Source organism: Petrotoga sp. HWHPT.55.6.3, assembly GCF_002895495.1.
GTDB lineage: Bacteria > Thermotogota > Thermotogae > Petrotogales > Petrotogaceae > Petrotoga > Petrotoga mobilis.
Genome location: NZ_AZRJ01000010.1, coordinates 15,646 through 34,500 on the forward strand (window position 1 = coordinate 15,646; position 18,855 = coordinate 34,500).

The following is an 18,855-nucleotide window of genomic DNA, read 5'->3' on the forward strand; positions in this document are numbered from 1 at the left end:
ACCTCCTATTGCATATTCGCCCCATTAACAATCTCTATCAACTCTTGGGTAATAGAGGCTTGCCTTTGCTTGTTGTATTCAAGATTCAACTCTTCTATTAAATCATGTGCATTATCCGTGGCGTTTTTCATTGCGTTTTGTCGGGCATGAAGCTCACTCAACTTGGTTTCAAATAAAAAGAGATACATTTTAGAGAGAAGGTACTGATACGCAGCATCCTCAAATACTTTCTCTTCCTCAGGTTCATATTCGTATCTGGCATCTATTTCAAATTTATCTTTTGCTATTGGAAGCAGGTCATAAGTTTTCGGTAACTGTACCAAGGCATTTTTTAACTCTCCATACACAACCTTCACCTTGCTAATCCCTTTATTTTCCATAATTTGGAAAATAATGTCAAGCAAATACTCCGCATGATCAACCTTTGGAATGTCGAATAAATTTATCTCTTTTTCCAAGACTGTTTCACTCTTTAAACCTGAGTACCCCTTTGCACCCAATGCAAAGTATCCTTTAAAATCTTCCAGCTTAGACTTCACCCTTAAAGCTTCTTTAACTAGATCAGATGGAAAAGAGCCGGCTAATCCCATGTCTGGGGTGATCACAAAAATTAAAGAACCTTCACCATTTTGAGTGTACAAGCTTTCTTCAACAAAGGGAACTTTTTTCAGAATTCTTTCTGCGTAGTTAGAATAATCTTTTACACCTTTCCATCGCTTCTGTATTTTGTTGAGCCTAGCTGTGGCAACCATCTGCATGGCTCTTGTTATTTGCATAGTAGATTCTGTAGAGGCGATCCTTCTTTTAATGGCTCTTAAATTACCACGACTCATTTAAAATCACCCCAATCATCTAAACACATTCAAAAATTTTGAGATTGCTTCATTCAGCTCTTTCTTTATCTCATCTGTTATGTCTTTACTCTCTCTTATCTTATTTAAGGTATCCCTATAATTTTCTTTAAGATAAGCTAAAAATTGTCTTTCAAAATCACTTATTCTATCTGTAGGGATCTGATCCAAATAACCTTCATTGGCAGCGTAAATAACAGCAACTTGTTCTTCCATCTCCATTGGTGAATACTGTGGTTGCTTCATCAATTCAGTGAGCTTTTCCCCTTTTGTTAGCTGTTTCTTTGTTGCCTCATCAAGATCTGCAGCAAACTGAGTGAAGGATTCTAACTCTCTGTACTGTGCTAAGTCTAATTTTAAAGATCCGGCTACCCTTTTCATCGCCTTGGTCTGAGCATCTCCACCGACCCTTGAAACAGATAAACCTATGTTAACAGCAGGTCTTACCCCTGCATTAAACAACCCTGTTTCTAAATAGATCTGACCATCTGTTATAGAAATAACATTGGTAGGGATATATGCAGAAATATCGTTCGCCTGTGTCTCGATTATTGGTAAAGCTGTCAAAGACCCATTTCCATAATTTTCGTTCAACCTTGACGCCCTTTCCAACAATCTTGAATGCAAGTAAAAAATATCTCCGGGATAAGCTTCCCTTCCAGGTGGCCTTCTAAGTAATAGAGATATTTCTCTGTAAGCAGCGGCATGTTTGGTTAAATCGTCGTATATTACCAACGCATCCTTACCGTTAAACATAAAATACTCTCCAATTGCTGCACCGGCGTAAGGAGCAATATACTGTAAAGAGGCAGGATCTGAAGCATCTGCTGCCACTACTACGGTGTAATCCATTGCACCATACTTTTCTAAATTATCGATAGTTCTTGCCAAACCTGATGATTTTTGCCCGATAGAAACATAAATACAAAAAACATTTTTCCCTTTCTGATTTATTATCGTATCAGTAGCTATAGCGGTTTTACCAGTTTGTCTATCTCCGATTATAAGTTCTCTTTGACCTCTTCCTATAGGAATCAATGCATCCAACACTTTTAATCCAGTCTGAAGAGGGGTATCAACAGGTTTTCTCGTTACAACACCCATTGCCTTCCTTTCAATAGGATAAAAATCATTAGTGTTTATTTCACCCTTTCCATCCAATGGCATACCTAAAGGGTTAACCACTCTACCTAGCATATTTTCTCCAACAGGTACTTCTATTATTCTGTTGGTTCTAACTAATTTGTCTCCTTCTTTTATTCCTTTGTAATCTCCCAAGGTGATTATACCAACGTTATCTTCTTCTAAATTCATAGCTATACCGTAGATCTTTTCACCTTCAGATGTTTCTATTTCAACCAATTCGTTGGTCATAACATCCTTCAAACCGTAAGCCCTCACGATACCATCGCTTACCTGCATTACCCATCCTATTTCTTTTATCTCACCACTTTCATAACTTTTAATACGTTCTTCTATTACTTTCGTTAACTCATCTGGATTAACTCTCAAATATTTCACCTCCACTAACTGGGGCATAGGCGGATTGAATGTTCTCTAAAAATCCTTTTACGGAGTAATCAAAGAACTTATCTCCGATGTATAACTGTAATCCACCTATAAGATCTTCGTTGAATTGTGTTATCAACTTTATTTTTCTTCCTGTTTTATTTTGAATAGTTTGTTTAACCTGATTTATAATTGTATTACTTACTTCATTCGGAAGAACAAGTCTCACTTCCACAATTTTCTCTCTCTCTAAACTCTCTTGATACAAAATATGAGACATAAAAGGAATCAAATTTTGACGCCCTTTATCCACTAAAACTTCTAAAAATTGAACAAAAATAGTATCATCAAATTCTGAGACATCTTTCAATTTTGTAACTATATATTTTGGAGGAATCAACGGACTATAAACCATATCTCTAAGAGTTTCGCTACTTTCGAGAGCCTTTTTTAACCTTTGAAACGCTTCTACATAATCATCTAATCTTGAAATTTGACCCCTTTCTTCCAAAGTATCCAAGAGGGCTTGGGCATACTTTGAAGCCAAAAAATAAGAAGCTTTCATTATAATTCCCCTTTGTCTTTCAAATTGTTTATAGCCCTTCTTATCAACTCTTCGTTCTTCTTTTTATCGATCTGTTCCTTTAATATCATAGAAGAAATAGCAACAGCTAGAGAAACGATTCTCGATTGTAATTCTCTTGCTGCACTTTCTTTAATCTCTTCAGCCTCTTTTTCTGCTTTGTCTAAAATAAACTTCCTTTGCTCTTGAGCTTCTTCTTGAGCAGCCTTGATTATAGATTTAGCTTGTTCATCGGCTTCAGATAAAATTTCACGCCTTTTGTCATCTACTTCAGCTAGTTGCTTATCCAATTCTTCTTTCTTTGATTGGGCTTCTAATCTTAATTTTTCAGCCTCATTCAAATTCTTCTCTACTTCTTTTTTTCTTTTATCTGTCATATCAAAATACGGTTTGTACAACAGTCTGTACATAAGAAACATAAAAGCCAGAAAACCTACTAGATTTACTATTGATGTTAAGTTAAAAGATATCATACTCTCACCTCTTTGGGGGGAAACTAAAAATTCTCAGCAAAATAAACACTTAAGGAAGAACAAACAACAAAATCAAAGCAACAACCAAAGAATAAAGACCGGTTGACTCTGTAACCGCCATTGCCAATAACATCCTCGTTGTTAAATTCCCACTCATCTCCGGCTGCCTTGCCATAGCGTCCATTGCGTGCGCACCAACGTTACCTTCTCCAACACCAGGACCTATAGCTCCTATTCCCATTGCAACGCCTGCTCCCAATAACTTTCCTAAATAATATAAACCCCATCCAATGGAACCACCTTCAGAAACTAAATTTTGAAGCATAGTAGATAAATCCATCTTTTTCTCCTCCTTAAACTAGTTTTTTCAGATTTAATAAATTTTGTTTTATTCTAATAAAGAACCAATATACGCAATAGTTAACAAAGCAAAAACAAAGGCCTGAATGAGCCCAATAAACCAACCAAAAAAACCCCATAAGAAAACTGGCAAAAGAAAATATTTCAGCATATAACTAATAATCAAAACCAATATCCCTCCACCCATGACGTTACCAAATAACCTTAATGAATGGGAAATTGGTTTAGCTAATTCACTTATTATGTTAATAGGGAACAACAACGGGTTTGGCTCAAAGAAAGATTTAAGCCATCTCAGCACACCTTTGGACCTTGCAGCAAAAAAATGACTGACCACTAAAACCATCAAGGCATATGTAAGATTCACATTTAAATCGGAGGTAGGTGTGTACCAGGTATCCGTGAATAATTGCAGATTTAACCCATTCTCAACAGGAACAACGTTTATTCCAGGTATTCCTCCAAGTACGTTTGAAACAGCTATATACAGAAAAAAGCTCATAGCTATAACGAAAGTTTGTTTCCTATACTTAGGATTGGGAACAGAATCTTCCACCATTTCCCAAAAATAATCAAAAAAGGTTTCTACAGCAGCCTGTAAGCCTCCGGGGATTCGCTCAAAATGTATGCTCCTTGCAACTAAAACCAACAGAAACATAATCCCAAATGACATAATTAGAGTCATGGGGTTCAATTGACCAAAGAACCCTCCATCACCAAAATAAACTATCCATCTATCCCCAACACCTTCTAAACTCATGTCAAAAACGAAAAAATTAATTAATCCCAAAACTATATAAGCACCAAAAAGAAAGATGGTAAATTTCTTCAATCTATCGTTCGTCAAAAGAACACCTCCTCCAACTACTTACCAAACTTATTTATATGATAAAAATGGAACTATCTTCAAATTTATTAAACCGACAAAAGCCAACAAAAGGGCATAAGCTGAATTAAAGGCAGCGATTCCCAATATCACACCATACAAAAGGTACCTCATAAAAAAACCGGGTAAAATCTTTTTAGGCTTTGAACCAACCGTCATTTTTTTAATCTCTTCTGCAAGTGAATAAAAACCTATAACTGCTCCAATTCCTCCCCATAAAACCCAAAGAGCTTCTAAAGAAAAGAATAAAGAAAGAACTAAGGCCTCAATCAGAATTAACGTTATTGTTTTCATTTCTATCTCTTTCAGCTTTTTTTTCAGCTCTTTCATGTTTCTCTACCTCTTTCAAAAGCTCCCTTATACCTGAATATAATCCAGAAATTATCCCTAAAAACATCAACAAGACCATCCATATCTGCTGGTCGGTAAACCTGTATATTAAATATCCTATCAAAAGACCAACAAATATATTTGACAGAACTATTACAGCAAAATAAATGATCATATTCAAATAACCTAGTGAACGTAGATCGTGTTTTTTCACAATTAAGCCTCCAAAAAAACAACCATAAACAATTATACTATTTATTTGCCAAAATTTCAATTATTTTTAAAATAGCTTAGGCGGGTGCTGGGCAAACTCAACTTCTTTTTCTTTTTGGGTGGGTAATGGAGCAAAATTAACTCCTTTTTCCTTATGGGCGGGCTGCGGGGCGAAGGGGCGCTATAACAACTAGAGAAGAGACAACCAATTTGGTCGTCTCTCAATTTTTTAAAATATAAAACCTAGATATTTCCTTAAAAATATTAATTAGAAAATGTAAAACTCCTTCTCAGCAACAATGGTTCACCATTCTTCTGTTCAATAGTTACTACCACTTCCCAGTCACCTACATCCAAAACTTCGTTAATTTCTACCGCTATTGAAGGATACGTAAACGCTTGTGTGACCATCTCTCCTTTAGCTGGTACCTTTAAAAACAAATCTATAAAAATTTGAAAGTTATCTTTGTTTATACTGATATTATTCAAAGAAAGATCGTACCCTCCAGTTTTTCTTTCACCTGCACTAATACAAACAACAAAAGGAACTCCAGTTACATTGTTAACTACAACATCATCTTTTTTGATTATTACATCGGGTGTCTGGCTCTTGTAATAACAATCTACAACCTTATAATTCTCCATACCTTCTCCTTTATCGAAGTTATAAGCTTCTACAGACTTTTCCCCTATTTCTACCCCTTGAATAGATTCTTGAATAACTTCTTGTTCAACCCCTGTTTCATTTTGTAATGGTGGGGATAATAAGAAAAACACAGAACCAACCGCCAAAGCAATCAAGGAAATCACTAAAATTATCTGAGTTGTTGTCATTTTAAAAAACCTCCTCATTTGAAAATCACATCTTTCTCTTAAATAAAATTGGGATCCGAAGACCCCAATTTTATTAACAACATGAACTTAGAAGATAGTCCAAGGTATTCCTAATCCTCCATATTCGTCTATAAATCCCATACCTTCTTGGTTAATTGGTATTCCAACTGGAATAGATTCACTGTTTATTTGAATTTCTCCACTTACACCAAAAATGTTACTCAACACGATGTCATCTAACCATGCAGTATCTTCCCAATCACTAACACTAACATCTTTTTGATACTCAAATCTTAATGTATGTGAACCACTATCTAACACGGCACTATAAGTCGTCCAATCTACTTCTCCACTCAACCTAAATACCTTTTCTCCATCGATATAAAAATTGAAGAAATCATAGTTCCTTTCAGAAGAAACTTTCACCTTGAAAGAAATTGCTGCGTTTGTATCAAGAGTAAATGTGCTTTCTAACCAACTTACTTCCCTATTGTCTATATCGCCAAATTGAAGGACTTTGTTTGTAGACGTGGATGGATCCGTTGTGATGAATGGTACCGCATCTCCTCCAACTTCCCATCCGAAAAATTCATGCTCAAAATCTTCATCTTCAAAATCTTCTTCTTCGACTATTTCTCCTTCAGGAATTTCTCCAACGTAATCATAAGCTAAGTAGTAATAATAACTGCTTTCATCTACATAGGGCAATAGATCAATACTAATTGCTGCATTACTTGGAAGTTCGAATGTCTCTATTATATTTCCGTAACCATCTAACAAATACAGTGTAAGTGTGCCTCCAAATGAAAGATCGGTTGTTAAATCTGCTTTGAATTGAGTTGTTTCAAACTTTTGAGTATAGGTGGTAACGGTTGCTTCTTCAGGTAGAAGTTCTATTGATTCGTACTCAATTGGTTCAACTTCTACTACATCCGAATAACTTAGCTCTTCTTTCATTCTCCAATTTGGTGCATAGGAATACAGATACTCTGGTCCACCAATAATTATTTCATATTCTCCTGGTTCAATTCCCCCAAACAACTCGTATCCGTAATCATTGGTCTTTCCATAATATCTTTTTCCAGTATCTATATTTTCTAAGGTTACATTAACTCCTGGTAAATAATAACCACTTCTTTCCGAGACTGCTTCAACAACCAAAGCCCCTGCTTCGTAATTAGTTGGATCAAGGTCCAGACTATCTGAACTAATTCTTCCATATCCGGCAGCAGTATCGTAATCATCTTCTTCAATATCCACTGCTCCCTCTTCGATCATCTTTCTTATTTGGTACACGTTTGCATCTGGATATTCTTCTTTAATTAAAGCAGCTAAGGCAGAAACATATGGGCATGCCATCGATGTGCCAGCCCAATAAGCATACGGTTCACCTTCTACTCCTCCACTTCCAGCTAATCTCAAAGGAATAGATGAAATGACGTTGTTCCCTGGTGCTGCAACGGATACGTATTCTCCTCTTGATGAAAAATAAGTTATTTCATCAACAGCATTGCTTGCTGCAACACCTATAACTCCTGTATAAGCAGAAGGATAGTGCCAAAATTGGTCAGTTGTATCGTTCCCAGCAGAGGCAACAACCACTACGTTGTGTGTAAGAGCATAATCAAAGGCATCTTTTAGGATGTTTGAATATCCTCCGCCTCCCCAACTGTTTGACAAAACATCAGCACCATGATCTACAGCCCAAAGTATACCCTCTGCAACCGCATAATCACCAACGTAATACGGGTTAAAGATTCTTATAGGCATTATCTTTGCATCAGGAGCTAATCCAACTACACCTTGATCATCATCTTTTGCTGCTATTATCCCTGCTGTGTGGGTACCGTGACCGTCAGAGTCATAATCAATTGTTGGATCAATCGTTGTACCCCTATAAGGGTCATAACCTTCCACCAATTGACCCGCTAAATCAGGGTGTGTCCCGTCTGTTCCTGTATCTAATAAACCTACAATTACACCTTCACCTGTAGCTTTTTCCCATGCGGTTTCAGCATCGATCAAATCTAAGGCGTATTGAAATTCTCTGTAATCCGGATAACCTTCCTCATCTTCTTCCAATCGGCTACTTCCCGTTTCTTTTTGAATAATATTAGAATCTGTATTTTTAATAACCGGTATTTCCCTATCTGTATAGTTTGGTTCAACGTATCTGATACCTTCTATCTTCTTCTCTTTCAGTATTTCAAAAGCCTTTTCTACATCCATAACATCAGTATCTAATTTTAGCAATACTGCATTGAGTGCAGGAATTTCTTTTTCAATAGTGGCGCCTTTGAAATTCTCCGAGATTATTTCTTCTACATTAGCACCCGCCTCATATCCGAGAACTAACTCATCGTTATTAAATTTCCTACCTGAAAGTTCTTTAAAAGAAGGTAAATAACTTTCGGCATTTGAAAAATCAGTTTCTGAAATATCGTTACTGATTACGTCAGTTGTGTTTAAATTCATACAACCAGAAATAATAAACGTTAACAAAACAACTAACCCAATTATTGTTGAATAACGCTTTTTCATATTCACTTAACCCCCTTTCTTAATTACCCGTAGTAAATTCGTTGTGCATCTCAGGCATTACACCGCCAACAGGATCGATACCCCATCCGTAATCAATAGCTATCGAGTATGCAAAACTATCTACGTCATAAGAAACGGCGTAGGCATAATCTACTCCCCAATCGTATGTTTTGGTGGGTTCTAACTTATCGTCTTCATAATAGTAGATCCCATCTGGCAAGTATAAGAACCAACTCAAGTCATCATATTCAGAACTTCCTTCGCTTCCAAGGAACGTGACAGAAATTTCTTCAGCTCCTAATGTCATAAAATCGTACAGGATAACAGTCGTTCCTTCTAAAATACCTGGAAGAATGAAATTTTCACTTTGTACTAAGTCGTATATCCACATCGTATAGTAGTATTCCACCTCAGATTCAGGCGAAGTTAGTTCCTTTGTAGGTTCCCAAACAAAAGTGGGTTGCCTTGAAACATCTTTTTCTCTGTCAGCTGGCGATTTTAAATCGACGTTAAAACTATCAAGTGGGACAATAGAACCTAATTCAACGAGTTCACTTTCTTCTTCTCCCCTAAATGAGCTCACTGCATACCATACCTCTTTATTAGGTGCATTTTGTGCTGAAGAATCTCTGAAGGAACCACTTTCTGCAACACCTATTTTTGTGTAATGAACTCCATCAAAAGATCTGTAAATGTTGTAACCATCAGGTCGTATTACGTTGGGCCCGATTAATCCCCAAACATACAAACTATCATAATCAACCCAGCTTACTTCTACCCACAAATTCGTTCCTTCAGGTGCAGCTTCTAAACTTTTACCAAAGTTCTTCATGGGGTTAAAATCTTGTGATAATTCATCATTTGTGGAATCGAATTTTTCAGCCATGGTTTCTAAGAGATTATCTTTACTATAAAACTCTACACCCTGATTCCTTGTGTATGAAACTAAATTCACATAACCAAAATCTACCCAGCTAAAAGGAACAAAGAGTTCTTCTTCTACCTCTTCTACTTCTCTGTTTATTGTTAAATACTCTATTTTTTCAACCCTGTTGTCGTTGTAATCATAAAATACTACATACAACGGAACTTCTCCATAAAAGTTAGATACATCGATATTTGTGAATGTAGCTGTACTCGTATCCGGAGCAAATTCTCTACCCCCAAAAAAGCTTGCTCCGGGGACGTTACCAATTTTAGCGTAAACTGCACTTGGATGATTTTCTGACTCAACGTCTACTCTTAATGTGAAGTTATCGGTAATATTAGTTATATCCAACTCAGCGCCGTTCATATCAAAAAAGGTTAGTGAAACCTCTGGAAAAGTTTGTGTATCTGGATCAGGATACAATTTGGCCTCTCTCAATTGTACTTCTTTGATGTTGTTTACAAAATCAGTAACTTTTAAACCCTCTATTTTACTTAATGCATAACCTTCTTTTCTTATCTCAACGTCGACCTTTTCAGGGAAATTGGCAACATCTAAGGTTACTTCTCCATCCTCATTTGTCACACCTTGAGCTAACACATCGTTGCCTGATTTCACAACAACGTTAGCTCCCTCAACCGCAGGTCCTGCATTATAAGCTATTGCTAAAAAGGTGCCTGGTTCTATGGTCATGAAACTCCAAACTGGCCCTTCTGTTTGTCCGCCTCTTCCGTCCTTTGCTACTACTTTCCAATAGTATGTAGTTCCATTTTCAAGAGATTCTGTAAGCGTGTATGAATTGGTACTTAAATTACTGACTTTTACACTTAGACTATCTTGAGCTTCGCCAAAGTATAGGTCGTAAGTTAGAACGTCGTCGTCTGGATCACTTGCTTGCCAACTAAGAGTTGGTGTTACTGAAACTCCTGTCGCTCCAGGTGCTGGATTTGGATTTGATGGTACAGTAGGAGCCATGTTTGGTTCCACCGAAGTCGTAAAATTCCAAACTGGACTTGGTGCAGTTTCTCCATCAGGATCTTCCGCTACTACTTTCCAATAATAAGTAGTGTTGTATTCAAGTCCAACTGGTTTGTAAGATTTTGTAGTTAAATCCTGAGCTATAAGCTCAAGGTTTGCTTCCGTAGTCCCTAAATATAAATCAAATTTCAAAGTATCACCATCAGGATCGCTTGCTTGCCACGATAAAGTTACATCAATGGGTACTCCTGTCGCTCCATGCGCTGGATTTGGACTTGATGGTGTGCTTGGTGGTTCATTGAAACTAGGAATACATCCAGCCAACAGCAACAATGAAACAGCTAAAACTACAACATACCAATACTTTTTCATACCGTAATTCACCCCCATTCAACATTTTAAGGTCTTTCTTTGAAAAAAGTAGATCAAAAACTTCTACAAAAAACGTTTTTGTTAACTTTTCTCTTTACAATCACCCCCCTCTTATTTAATTACACTCATTTTATATTAACCTAGATATTATTATACCACAAAAAATTTACTCTTTTCAACAAAATTTACATTTTTATTGTTTTTTCATTGTAATTCTTAATTAAGCTAAGCTTATTTGTTTTACTTGTTTCTATGTTTTCTTTCTTTTAAAAAATCCATCCCTTTTTAACTAAGTAAAAGCTAAAACTTTAGGGATGGATTTTTTGGATATTTTATTAAATTTTGGAATAATTGTCTTTAGTAGAATTTTAATCTCATGTTTTAGTAGTTCCTAATTTAGGAGATAATTATGGCTTTATTTTTAATTTTATAACGGTTGCATTGACGCAGAAATAAATTCTCTAATTAATTCATCTATTGTAATTCCTTCAGTTTCTATTGTAACTTCTCCGGATATAGAGTCATCTATGTCTATTCCTGTGCCTAAAGAATAAGTTTCTTTTTCTATAAATGTTAGATTATTTAGAATTATACCTACTATTTCGCCAATTTGCTCCGGTGTTTGTAATGTCTCATCAGCTATTATTGTCCAAATATTTATAGCTATTAACCCATCAATTATATCTGCTTCTACTCCTAAATTATTGTTCAGTAACGCTAAGCTTCCGTCTGAGGACAACGCTCCAAAATCTACGCTTAAGGTAACAGAAAAAATGGCTGATCTTTGTTCTGTCGAAGTGCTTGCTTTCGTAGTTATAACCAATTCACCCGTGGGAAGAAGTTTATTTAACTCGTCTAATAAATCTGCCACTTTGACTTCTTGTAATAAATCAACACTCCCAAACTTCAACTCTGTGATTTCTACAGGTATGTCTTCAATAGAAAAATCCTGTCCTAAATCACTTTTTATACTGATATCATCATTCGAACTGGCATCAGAAAGTGTCGCAGCGTATTCATATAAACTTGTTTTGCCGTCATTACTCCAACCGAAGGAATCTGTGTTTGCAACCTCAAAAACATATACCCCATTAATAATTTCAACAACGTAATCAAGTGTATCAACGAGAAAATTCATTCCACCTATTTGTAAAATACCTTCTGCAAATATATCTGCCGTATTTAATTCATCAGTTGGTGCAGCTATGCCAGCTAAATCTGTTACTAATGTGGCTAATTCAGTCCAAGTTTCCTCCACCTCAAAAGGATATTCTTCTGGCAACGTATTCAAGTAATCAATAAACTCTGTTATTAGTTCTAAAGTCTCATCTTTGAATAGATCATCTGGTAGCTCTTCAGTATTAATATTTTCAAGATAATAGGTAAGGGCGGTGATCTCATCTAGATTGTCAAACCAATCAGTAACTGCTTCTTCACTATCATATATACTAAGTAAACCGCCAGCCAATGCCCTTAAATACATGAAATCCCTGTAATCAAGAACCAATGTCTCAGGTTCTTCTATAGCTACATCCACTCCAGGTGCAATTAAATCATTTAAAGCATCTATTATTTCTTCTTTAGCTTTTCCTGTAATTTCAACTTCAAGATCTGTTTCTCCTACTAAGCCTTTAGAAGATGATACCATGTTCCTTAATTTTTCTCTAGCCCTTGAATGATTACGAAAAACATTCATTAATCCATTATAAACCTTACTTGCATCATCTGTTGTTTCAGACATTAAGTCAGGTCCAGATTTAACTGTTAAAGTAGACTCTTGATAAGTAGTTGGTTCAGGCGCTGGCAGCGAAATGTAATCACTAATGTAATCACTAACGTCCGTCATTAAGCCCACTACTTCTTCATCAGTAAGAGCAGTTACCACGTACAAACTGTCATTTTCTGAAACATCTTCTAAATCGCTTACTGAATCTGGATAAGAAGGAGGTGGAGGTGTTGTATCAGTAACACACGCCCCCAGTAAAAACAGGGAAACCGCTAAAACCACAATATACCAATATTTTTTCATACCTAAATTCACCTCCATTCAAATTTGTACACCTTTTTTACAAAAAAGCAAATCAAAACACACCTACAATACACGATTCTGTGAACTTTCTCTTCACAATCACCCCTTTAGTTAATCGTTGTCACTTTACATTAACATTAAAGTTATTATACCACAAAAAAAATATCTTTTTTCAAAAAAATTTACATTTTTTAATGCTTTTTTCAATGAAGTTTGATTTGTCTATTTTACTTAGTTGCCTTCTTTTTTCTTTTAAAAATCATCTCACAAACGATATTTTATAGTATAATATCAATGAAAACAACCAAAGGAGTTGTGGATATGTCTAAAAAGCTTTTGAAGAACGCGTATGTTTTGATAAGTGCGGATGATGATGTAGAAAAATTTGATATATTAATAGACGGTGATGAGATCGAAGACTTACTAACACCAGGTGATTCAACTCAGGTAGATTTGGGAGATGTGAACGAATACGATCTAACTGGTAAGTTGATCGTCCCAGGATTTATTAACACCCACAGCCATTCAGTAATGTCTTATTTTAGAGGTATTGCAGATGATTTATCACTTAACGATTGGTTGTTCAAAGAGATGCTACCAAGAGAGGACTTTTTGGAAAGTGAAATTGCTTACTACGGTGCTTTAATTTCTATATTAGAAATGATTTCCAACGGAATAACTACTTTTGTTGATATGTATATGTTTACGGACGAGATAGCCAGGGCTGCATACGATTTAGGGATTCGGGCATATATCTCAAGAGGGCTTTCTTTTGATACAGACAAGGGTTGGAATAGAAGGATAAAAGAAAATATCGAAACGTATGAAAAATACAATGGATTGGATAATAGGATTTACATAGGCTTTGGGCCTCATGCCCCTTATACTGTTCCAATGGATAAATTGAAAGAAGTAGCAGAAATTGCAAAAAAATACAACACCCACATTCAGATTCATTTGTTAGAATCTGCAAATGAAAGAAAGCAGTACAATCTTTTAGACGTGGAAAATACGGGTTTATTCGATCTTCCTACGATTGCAGCGCACTGTGTGCATGTGGATGAAAAAGATATAGAAGTTCTTTCAAGGAACGAAGTGAATGTAGCTTATAACCCGATTAGTAATATGAAGTTGGGCAATGGGATAGCTCCCATAGTGGATATGCTCGATAAGAATATAAACATAACCTTTGGTACGGATGGTTGTGCTAGCAACAACTCTTTGAATTTTTTCAACGAGATGAAGTTTGGAGGCATATTGCAGAAATACAAGTACGGTCCTGATAGATTTTCAGTAGAACAGATTTTAAGGATGAGCTGGGAGAACGGAGGTTTTGCCTTAGAAACAAATATCGGAAGGTTAGAACCTGAGTTCAAAGCGGATTTGGTTATTTTAGATATGGATTCCTTTGAGTTTTTACCTAATGATTTATCAAGGTTAAAGTCTCATATCGTTTATTCTGCAAATCCTAAGAACGTTTTCGCAACGATGGTTGCTGGCAAATTCTTATACTACAATGGAGAATTTTTAACTTTAAAAGAAGAAAAGGAGCAAATTTATGAGAAATTCCACAATTTTTACCAAAGAATCGAAGATAAGTATAATAATAGCGATCATTCTGATAGCCATAACGACGATAGGGATATCTAAACCCATCGATGATTACATAGAGTTTTCTCCTACAGGCTATGAGGAGATAAGTAGGATAGTCACCAGAAATGGGACGATAATAAACACAACGGTCCCAGATACTGGCGAACATTTGGAGATGAACTTCAAAAAGAATGGTGGTTTGTACGAAGTTCACGTTGTTCATTTCGACAATCCGTTCACTTTGTTGGATTTTTGGTATACCTTTGTGAGTGATTATTCTGATGGCTTAGCCGCTACTTTTTCGGCTATTCCTTTTATATATGGTGAGTACAACGACGAGTATATGAAGATGCAAATCAGTGCATGGTATAGGGGAGTAAACAACTTATTTTTTGTCATTTATGGTCCAAAAAGAAGTGTTATAAACGACTTGAAACTTCAATTGAATAGATGGTGATTTTGTTGGATTTGTATAATAGGTTGAGTGAGTATTTTAAGAATAGATACGGTGAAAGGGTGCAAAGGTTACCAATCAACGCGGGATTTACTTGCCCAAATAAAACAGGTGAGAGAGGAAAAGGCGGGTGCATTTACTGCGATTTAACGGGGAGTGGGTTTGCAGCTTTTAAGCCTAAGGTGAGTATCGAAGAACAGGTTAAGGAAATGATTAATAGATACGAGAAAAAAGCTAATAAGTTCCTCGCCTATTTTCAGGCAAACACCAATACTTACGCCCCTGTTGATGAATTGAAAGAGAAGTATGAAAGTGCTTTGATAGACGATAGAATAGTAGGTTTGGATGTATCGACCCGACCTGATTGTGTCCCAGATGAAGTGATAACACTTTTAAAAACTTTTAAAGATAGGGTTGATGTTTACGTTGAGCTTGGTGTTGAGAGCACTAACCCTAACACGTTAAAGTATATGAACAGAGGGCATTCTTTGGCAGAGGTTATAGATTCTGTTAACAGGTTAAAAAAAGCTGAACTAGAGGTTATTCTGCATTACATAATAGATTTTCCTTGTGATACATTAGAAGATGTGAAAGAGATGGCTAAAGTTAGTTCAGCGTTGAAGGTTGACGGTGTAAAATTGCATTCTTTGTATATCGTTGAAAATACAAAGCTTGCGGATTTGTATAAAAGTGGGGAGTTTGTGCCCTTGACGTTGGATGATTTTGTAGAAAGGGCAATTACTTTCTTGGAATATTTGGATCCAAAGATTGTAATTCATAGGCTCGTTGCCGATCCTCCAAAAATTGGGACGTTACATGGAAATTGGGGGATTTCTAAAATAAAAATTTTAAACTTAATTGAAAATACGATGAGAGAGAGAGGTTCCTATCAGGGTAAATATTTTAACTATTTGAATAATTGAAGTAGGACGGTTGATCGCGAGTAGGCATACTTGGGCCTATTTTGAGGAAAGTCCGGACTCTAAGGGCAAGATACTGGTTAACAACCAGAGGGAGTGATCCCTGAATAGGGCCATAGAAAAGAAAACCGCCGAAAGGCAAGGGTGGAACGGTGAGGTAAGAGCTCACCAGTGTCAGAGCGATCTGGCAGCTTGGTAACCTCTATCTTGAGCAAGGTCAAGCAAGAAGGCCAGAGGTTGCCCGCCGAGAGACTTTAGTGTCCGCCTTCTGGGTAGACCGCGTAGATTAATGGTCAACTTTACAGAATCCGGCTTATAGTCCTACTGATATATTTAACAATGACGCCCTTGCTGGGCGTCATTTTTTAAGTTATTCTTCTTTTGGGAGTAATTGGAGTATAGATAATTCCGAAGCGTCACCTTTTCTATAACCGATTTTTAATATTCTTGTGTAACCACCGTTTCTATTTTCGTATCGGGGTGCGATCTCATGTACTATTTTGTAGACTAGTTTTCTGTCGTTGAAGTGTTTGTTTATGTCCCTGTTTAAAGCTACTCTTCTTTCTGGGAGATCTGTTGAATTAGCTTCCTTTGCCTTGGTGATTATTCTTTCAACAAGGGGCCTTACAGCTTTTGCTTTGGCGGTAGTAGTAATTATACTTTCAGATTCAAATACACTTCTTGCCAAATTGTTCAACAAAGCTTTTCTATGGGAAGCATATCTATTTAATTTTTTAGTTTTGACTCTATGCCTCATCGAAGGTGTTCCCCCTTTCTTCTTGGTATAATTTTTCGTAATCTATATCAAATTTCTCTTTTAGCTCATTTTTTATCTCATCTAAAGATTTTCTACCAAAGTTTTTGATTTTGAGAAGGTCGGCGGGTTTTCTTTTTAATAGCTCTCCAATGGTGTCTATTTTTTCTCTTTTTAAACAGTTTTTGGCTCTTTTCGTTAAATCCAAAGAATCAAGCTGCGTTTCCATTAAATCCTTTGGCAATCCAAAAATATTTTCTTCCTCTTCTTCCTCTTCCTCTTCTTTTTCAACCGAAACTTCCATTTGTTCTATAGCGCCGACTTGTCCTTCTCTTTCCCAAAGTCTGGAAATGAAGTCAAAATGTTCCATCAAAATTTTTGTTGCTTCTTTCAATGCTTCAGTGGGGGTGATGTTTTTTTTCGTCCAAATTTCAAGTATTAGTTTATCGTAGTCGGTTCTTCTTCCAACACGGATATTTTCGGTTAAATAGTTAACTTTAAGAACGGGGCTGAACACTCCATCTATGAATATGTATTCGATGTCACTTTGAAATGTCAATTCTTGGGCAGGGATGAAACCTTTTCCTGCTTGAGCGTACAGTTCAAAGTCTACTTCCATATCTTTGTTCACATGAGCTATGACGAAATCTGGGTTAGCAACCTCTAATTCTGCCGGAGTTTTTATGTCTCCACTTTTTATGACTTGGCCTGCTTTGTACTTCTTTCTTAAACTTAATAAAATTGGATAATCAATCTCATTAATTTTTTCAATGTCGTCGACCTTTAATTGAACCTTTTTCAAGTTTAAAGTTATTTCTATGATGTCTTCTTTTATACCCTCAACTGTGTCGTATTCATGTAATTTTCCTGGGATACGTAGCCCGGTTATAGCCAAAGATGGAATAGAAGACAAAAGCACCCTCCTTAAAGCATTACCTAGAGTTATAGCGTACCCCTTTTCCAGAGGAAACAATTCGTATTTTGAGTAGTTATATTCATCTTGCTCTTCTTTTTGTACTATCCTAAATTTTTCTGGTTTTATTAATATCTCCATACTATCTCTGATCCTTATTAGGGAATCAGAGCACACCTCCTTTCCTGCCCTTATGAGCGAGGTGATATTTTGTGGTCCAAATAAATAATACTTTATTACTTAGAGTAAAGCTCTATGATGTTAGTCAAAGGTACAGGAACATCCATTTCATCAATCTTTGGTAGTCTTTGGAAAGTTCCTCTAAAATTTTCAATTTCAACGTTTAACCAATTGGGAATATTTCTATACCCTTCTTGCACTAATTCTAATCCTTCGCGTACTTGTTGTATGTTACGGCTCTTTTCTTTGACTTCTATTACATCCCCTACTTTAACTCTGTAAGAAGGAATATTCACTTTTTTTCCATTAACTAATATATGTCCGTGAGTTACTATTTGCCTTGCGGTTCTTCTGTTTGGTGCGAACCCCATTTGATAAACTACTGAATCTAGCCTTCTTTCTAAGAGCTGCATCAAAACTTCTCCAGTTTCTCCACTTCTAGATCTTTCCGCTTCTTCAAAAGTGTTTCTGAATTGTCTTTCCATTAAGCCATACATTCTTTTTAAGGCTTGCTTAGACCTTAATTGCACAGCGTATTGAGTCAACTTTTGCTTTTGTCTTCCATGTTGCCCCGGAACATAATTCCTTTTTCTAAGGGCTGATTTCTCGGTGTAGCTTCTTTTCCCTTTTAAATAAAGGTTTATTCCTTCGCGTCGAGATAATTTTTCTAGTGGTCCTATGTACCTCGCCATTAATTCTTTCCCTCCTTAATTAGAATCTTTTCTTTTTTGGCCTACAACCGTTGTGAGGTATAGGGGTAACATCTTTTATACTTTCTACACTTAGACCAGCAGCTTGTAAAGCTCTAATCGCAGATTCTCTTCCTGAACCAGGTCCTTTAACATATACATCAACTCTTTTAACTCCCAGATTTATAGCTTCTTTTGCTACTTTATCTGAGGCCATTTGAGCTGAAAATGGAGTCCCTTTTTTGGCTCCTTTGAATCCAACATTTCCACCACTAGACCATATTATTGGTCTACCTTCAGTATCTGTTAATGTAACGATTGTGTTGTTGAAGGTTGAATGAATGTGTATTGCTGCTTTTTCAGGAGCAGCTTTCTTTTTTTTGGTTCTTTGCTTTGCTCCACCTTTTGCCATTTATTTAAAAGCCTCCTTAAAAATTTTGTTTATTGTGTTAGCGCCCCTTCGCC

At 36.3% G+C, this 18,855-nt stretch carries 19 protein-coding genes and 1 other RNA gene; 4 read left to right on the top strand and 16 right to left on the bottom strand.

The window, feature by feature from the left end; genetic code table 11:
- Nucleotides 1-5 precede the first annotated feature (5 nt).
- The 12 genes from atpG to X926_RS04170 form a co-directional block, all read right to left on the bottom strand.
- A complete protein-coding gene (gene atpG / locus X926_RS04115; protein WP_103065123.1) occupies nt 6-833 on the bottom strand; it encodes an ATP synthase F1 subunit gamma in 828 nt (275 codons plus the stop codon).
- A 15-nt stretch (nt 834-848) separates the two neighbouring features.
- Nucleotides 849-2,363 carry a F0F1 ATP synthase subunit alpha gene (atpA, locus tag X926_RS04120; RefSeq protein WP_103065124.1) on the bottom strand — a complete coding sequence of 505 codons (1,515 nt, stop codon included), beginning with the start codon at nt 2,361-2,363 and terminating at the stop codon, nt 849-851.
- Nucleotides 2,353-2,925: an ATP synthase F1 subunit delta gene (atpH, locus tag X926_RS04125; protein ID WP_103065125.1), complete on the bottom strand. Its 573-nt coding sequence runs from the start codon at nt 2,923-2,925 to the stop codon at nt 2,353-2,355. The genes atpA and atpH overlap by 11 nt, the downstream gene beginning before the upstream one ends.
- Nucleotides 2,925-3,416 carry a F0F1 ATP synthase subunit B gene (gene atpF, locus X926_RS04130; protein WP_103065126.1) on the bottom strand — a complete coding sequence of 164 codons (492 nt, stop codon included), beginning with the start codon at nt 3,414-3,416 and terminating at the stop codon, nt 2,925-2,927. The genes atpH and atpF overlap by 1 nt, the downstream gene beginning before the upstream one ends.
- Before the next feature lie 49 nt (nt 3,417-3,465).
- Nucleotides 3,466-3,756: a F0F1 ATP synthase subunit C gene (locus tag X926_RS04135; RefSeq protein ID WP_199171171.1), complete on the bottom strand. Its 291-nt coding sequence runs from the start codon at nt 3,754-3,756 to the stop codon at nt 3,466-3,468.
- Nucleotides 3,757-3,804: 48 nt separating this feature from the next.
- Nucleotides 3,805-4,623 carry a F0F1 ATP synthase subunit A gene (atpB, locus tag X926_RS04140; protein WP_103065127.1) on the bottom strand — a complete coding sequence of 273 codons (819 nt, stop codon included), beginning with the start codon at nt 4,621-4,623 and terminating at the stop codon, nt 3,805-3,807.
- Nucleotides 4,624-4,653: 30 nt separating this feature from the next.
- Nucleotides 4,654-4,956 carry a hypothetical protein gene (locus tag X926_RS04145; RefSeq protein WP_103065128.1) on the bottom strand — a complete coding sequence of 101 codons (303 nt, stop codon included), beginning with the start codon at nt 4,954-4,956 and terminating at the stop codon, nt 4,654-4,656.
- Nucleotides 4,928-5,206 (bottom strand): AtpZ/AtpI family protein, encoded by a 279-nt coding sequence (locus X926_RS04150; protein ID WP_103065129.1) that lies wholly within the window; start codon nt 5,204-5,206, stop codon nt 4,928-4,930. Before X926_RS04150 ends, X926_RS04145 begins: the two co-directional genes overlap by 29 nt.
- Nucleotides 5,207-5,469: 263 nt before the next feature.
- Nucleotides 5,470-6,039 carry a protease complex subunit PrcB family protein gene (locus tag X926_RS04155; protein ID WP_158245192.1) on the bottom strand — a complete coding sequence of 190 codons (570 nt, stop codon included), beginning with the start codon at nt 6,037-6,039 and terminating at the stop codon, nt 5,470-5,472.
- Between the two features lie 87 nt (nt 6,040-6,126).
- Nucleotides 6,127-8,580 carry a S8 family serine peptidase gene (locus X926_RS04160; RefSeq protein ID WP_103065131.1) on the bottom strand — a complete coding sequence of 818 codons (2,454 nt, stop codon included), beginning with the start codon at nt 8,578-8,580 and terminating at the stop codon, nt 6,127-6,129.
- 19 nt (nt 8,581-8,599) lie between these two features.
- On the bottom strand, nt 8,600-10,858 hold the full coding sequence (locus tag X926_RS04165; protein ID WP_103065132.1) for a hypothetical protein: 2,259 nt from the start codon (nt 10,856-10,858) through the stop codon (nt 8,600-8,602).
- 427 nt (nt 10,859-11,285) lie between these two features.
- Nucleotides 11,286-12,887, bottom strand: a complete 1,602-nt coding sequence (locus tag X926_RS04170; protein ID WP_103065133.1) for a hypothetical protein — start codon at nt 12,885-12,887, stop codon at nt 11,286-11,288.
- 321 nt (nt 12,888-13,208) lie between these two features.
- Between X926_RS04170 and X926_RS04175 the strand changes: the two genes are divergently transcribed.
- The 4 genes from X926_RS04175 (at nt 13,209) to rnpB (ending at nt 16,186) form a co-directional block, all read left to right on the top strand.
- Complete coding sequence (locus X926_RS04175) at nt 13,209-14,537, top strand: amidohydrolase (RefSeq protein WP_103065134.1); 1,329 nt, start codon at nt 13,209-13,211, stop codon at nt 14,535-14,537.
- Nucleotides 14,446-14,937 (top strand): hypothetical protein, encoded by a 492-nt coding sequence (locus X926_RS04180; protein WP_103065135.1) that lies wholly within the window; start codon nt 14,446-14,448, stop codon nt 14,935-14,937. Before X926_RS04175 ends, X926_RS04180 begins: the two co-directional genes overlap by 92 nt.
- Nucleotides 14,931-15,857, top strand: coding sequence for a TIGR01212 family radical SAM protein (locus X926_RS04185; RefSeq protein ID WP_041534049.1), 927 nt, complete (start codon nt 14,931-14,933; stop codon nt 15,855-15,857). The genes X926_RS04180 and X926_RS04185 overlap by 7 nt, the downstream gene beginning before the upstream one ends.
- Nucleotides 15,856-16,186, top strand: an RNA gene (rnpB, locus tag X926_RS04190) — RNase P RNA component class A. The genes X926_RS04185 and rnpB overlap by 2 nt, the downstream gene beginning before the upstream one ends.
- Before the next feature lie 38 nt (nt 16,187-16,224).
- Here rnpB and rplQ read toward each other — a convergent pair.
- The 4 genes from rplQ to rpsK form a co-directional block, all read right to left on the bottom strand.
- Nucleotides 16,225-16,611, bottom strand: coding sequence for a 50S ribosomal protein L17 (rplQ, locus tag X926_RS04195; RefSeq protein ID WP_012208588.1), 387 nt, complete (start codon nt 16,609-16,611; stop codon nt 16,225-16,227).
- Nucleotides 16,601-17,662 (bottom strand): DNA-directed RNA polymerase subunit alpha, encoded by a 1,062-nt coding sequence (locus X926_RS04200; protein ID WP_103065139.1) that lies wholly within the window; start codon nt 17,660-17,662, stop codon nt 16,601-16,603. The genes rplQ and X926_RS04200 overlap by 11 nt, the downstream gene beginning before the upstream one ends.
- Before the next feature lie 95 nt (nt 17,663-17,757).
- Nucleotides 17,758-18,393 (bottom strand): 30S ribosomal protein S4, encoded by a 636-nt coding sequence (rpsD, locus tag X926_RS04205; RefSeq protein WP_103065136.1) that lies wholly within the window; start codon nt 18,391-18,393, stop codon nt 17,758-17,760.
- A gap of 19 nt (nt 18,394-18,412) precedes the next feature.
- A complete protein-coding gene (rpsK, locus tag X926_RS04210) occupies nt 18,413-18,802 on the bottom strand; it encodes a 30S ribosomal protein S11 (protein ID WP_103065137.1) in 390 nt (129 codons plus the stop codon).
- Between the last annotated feature and the right edge of the window lie 53 nt (nt 18,803-18,855).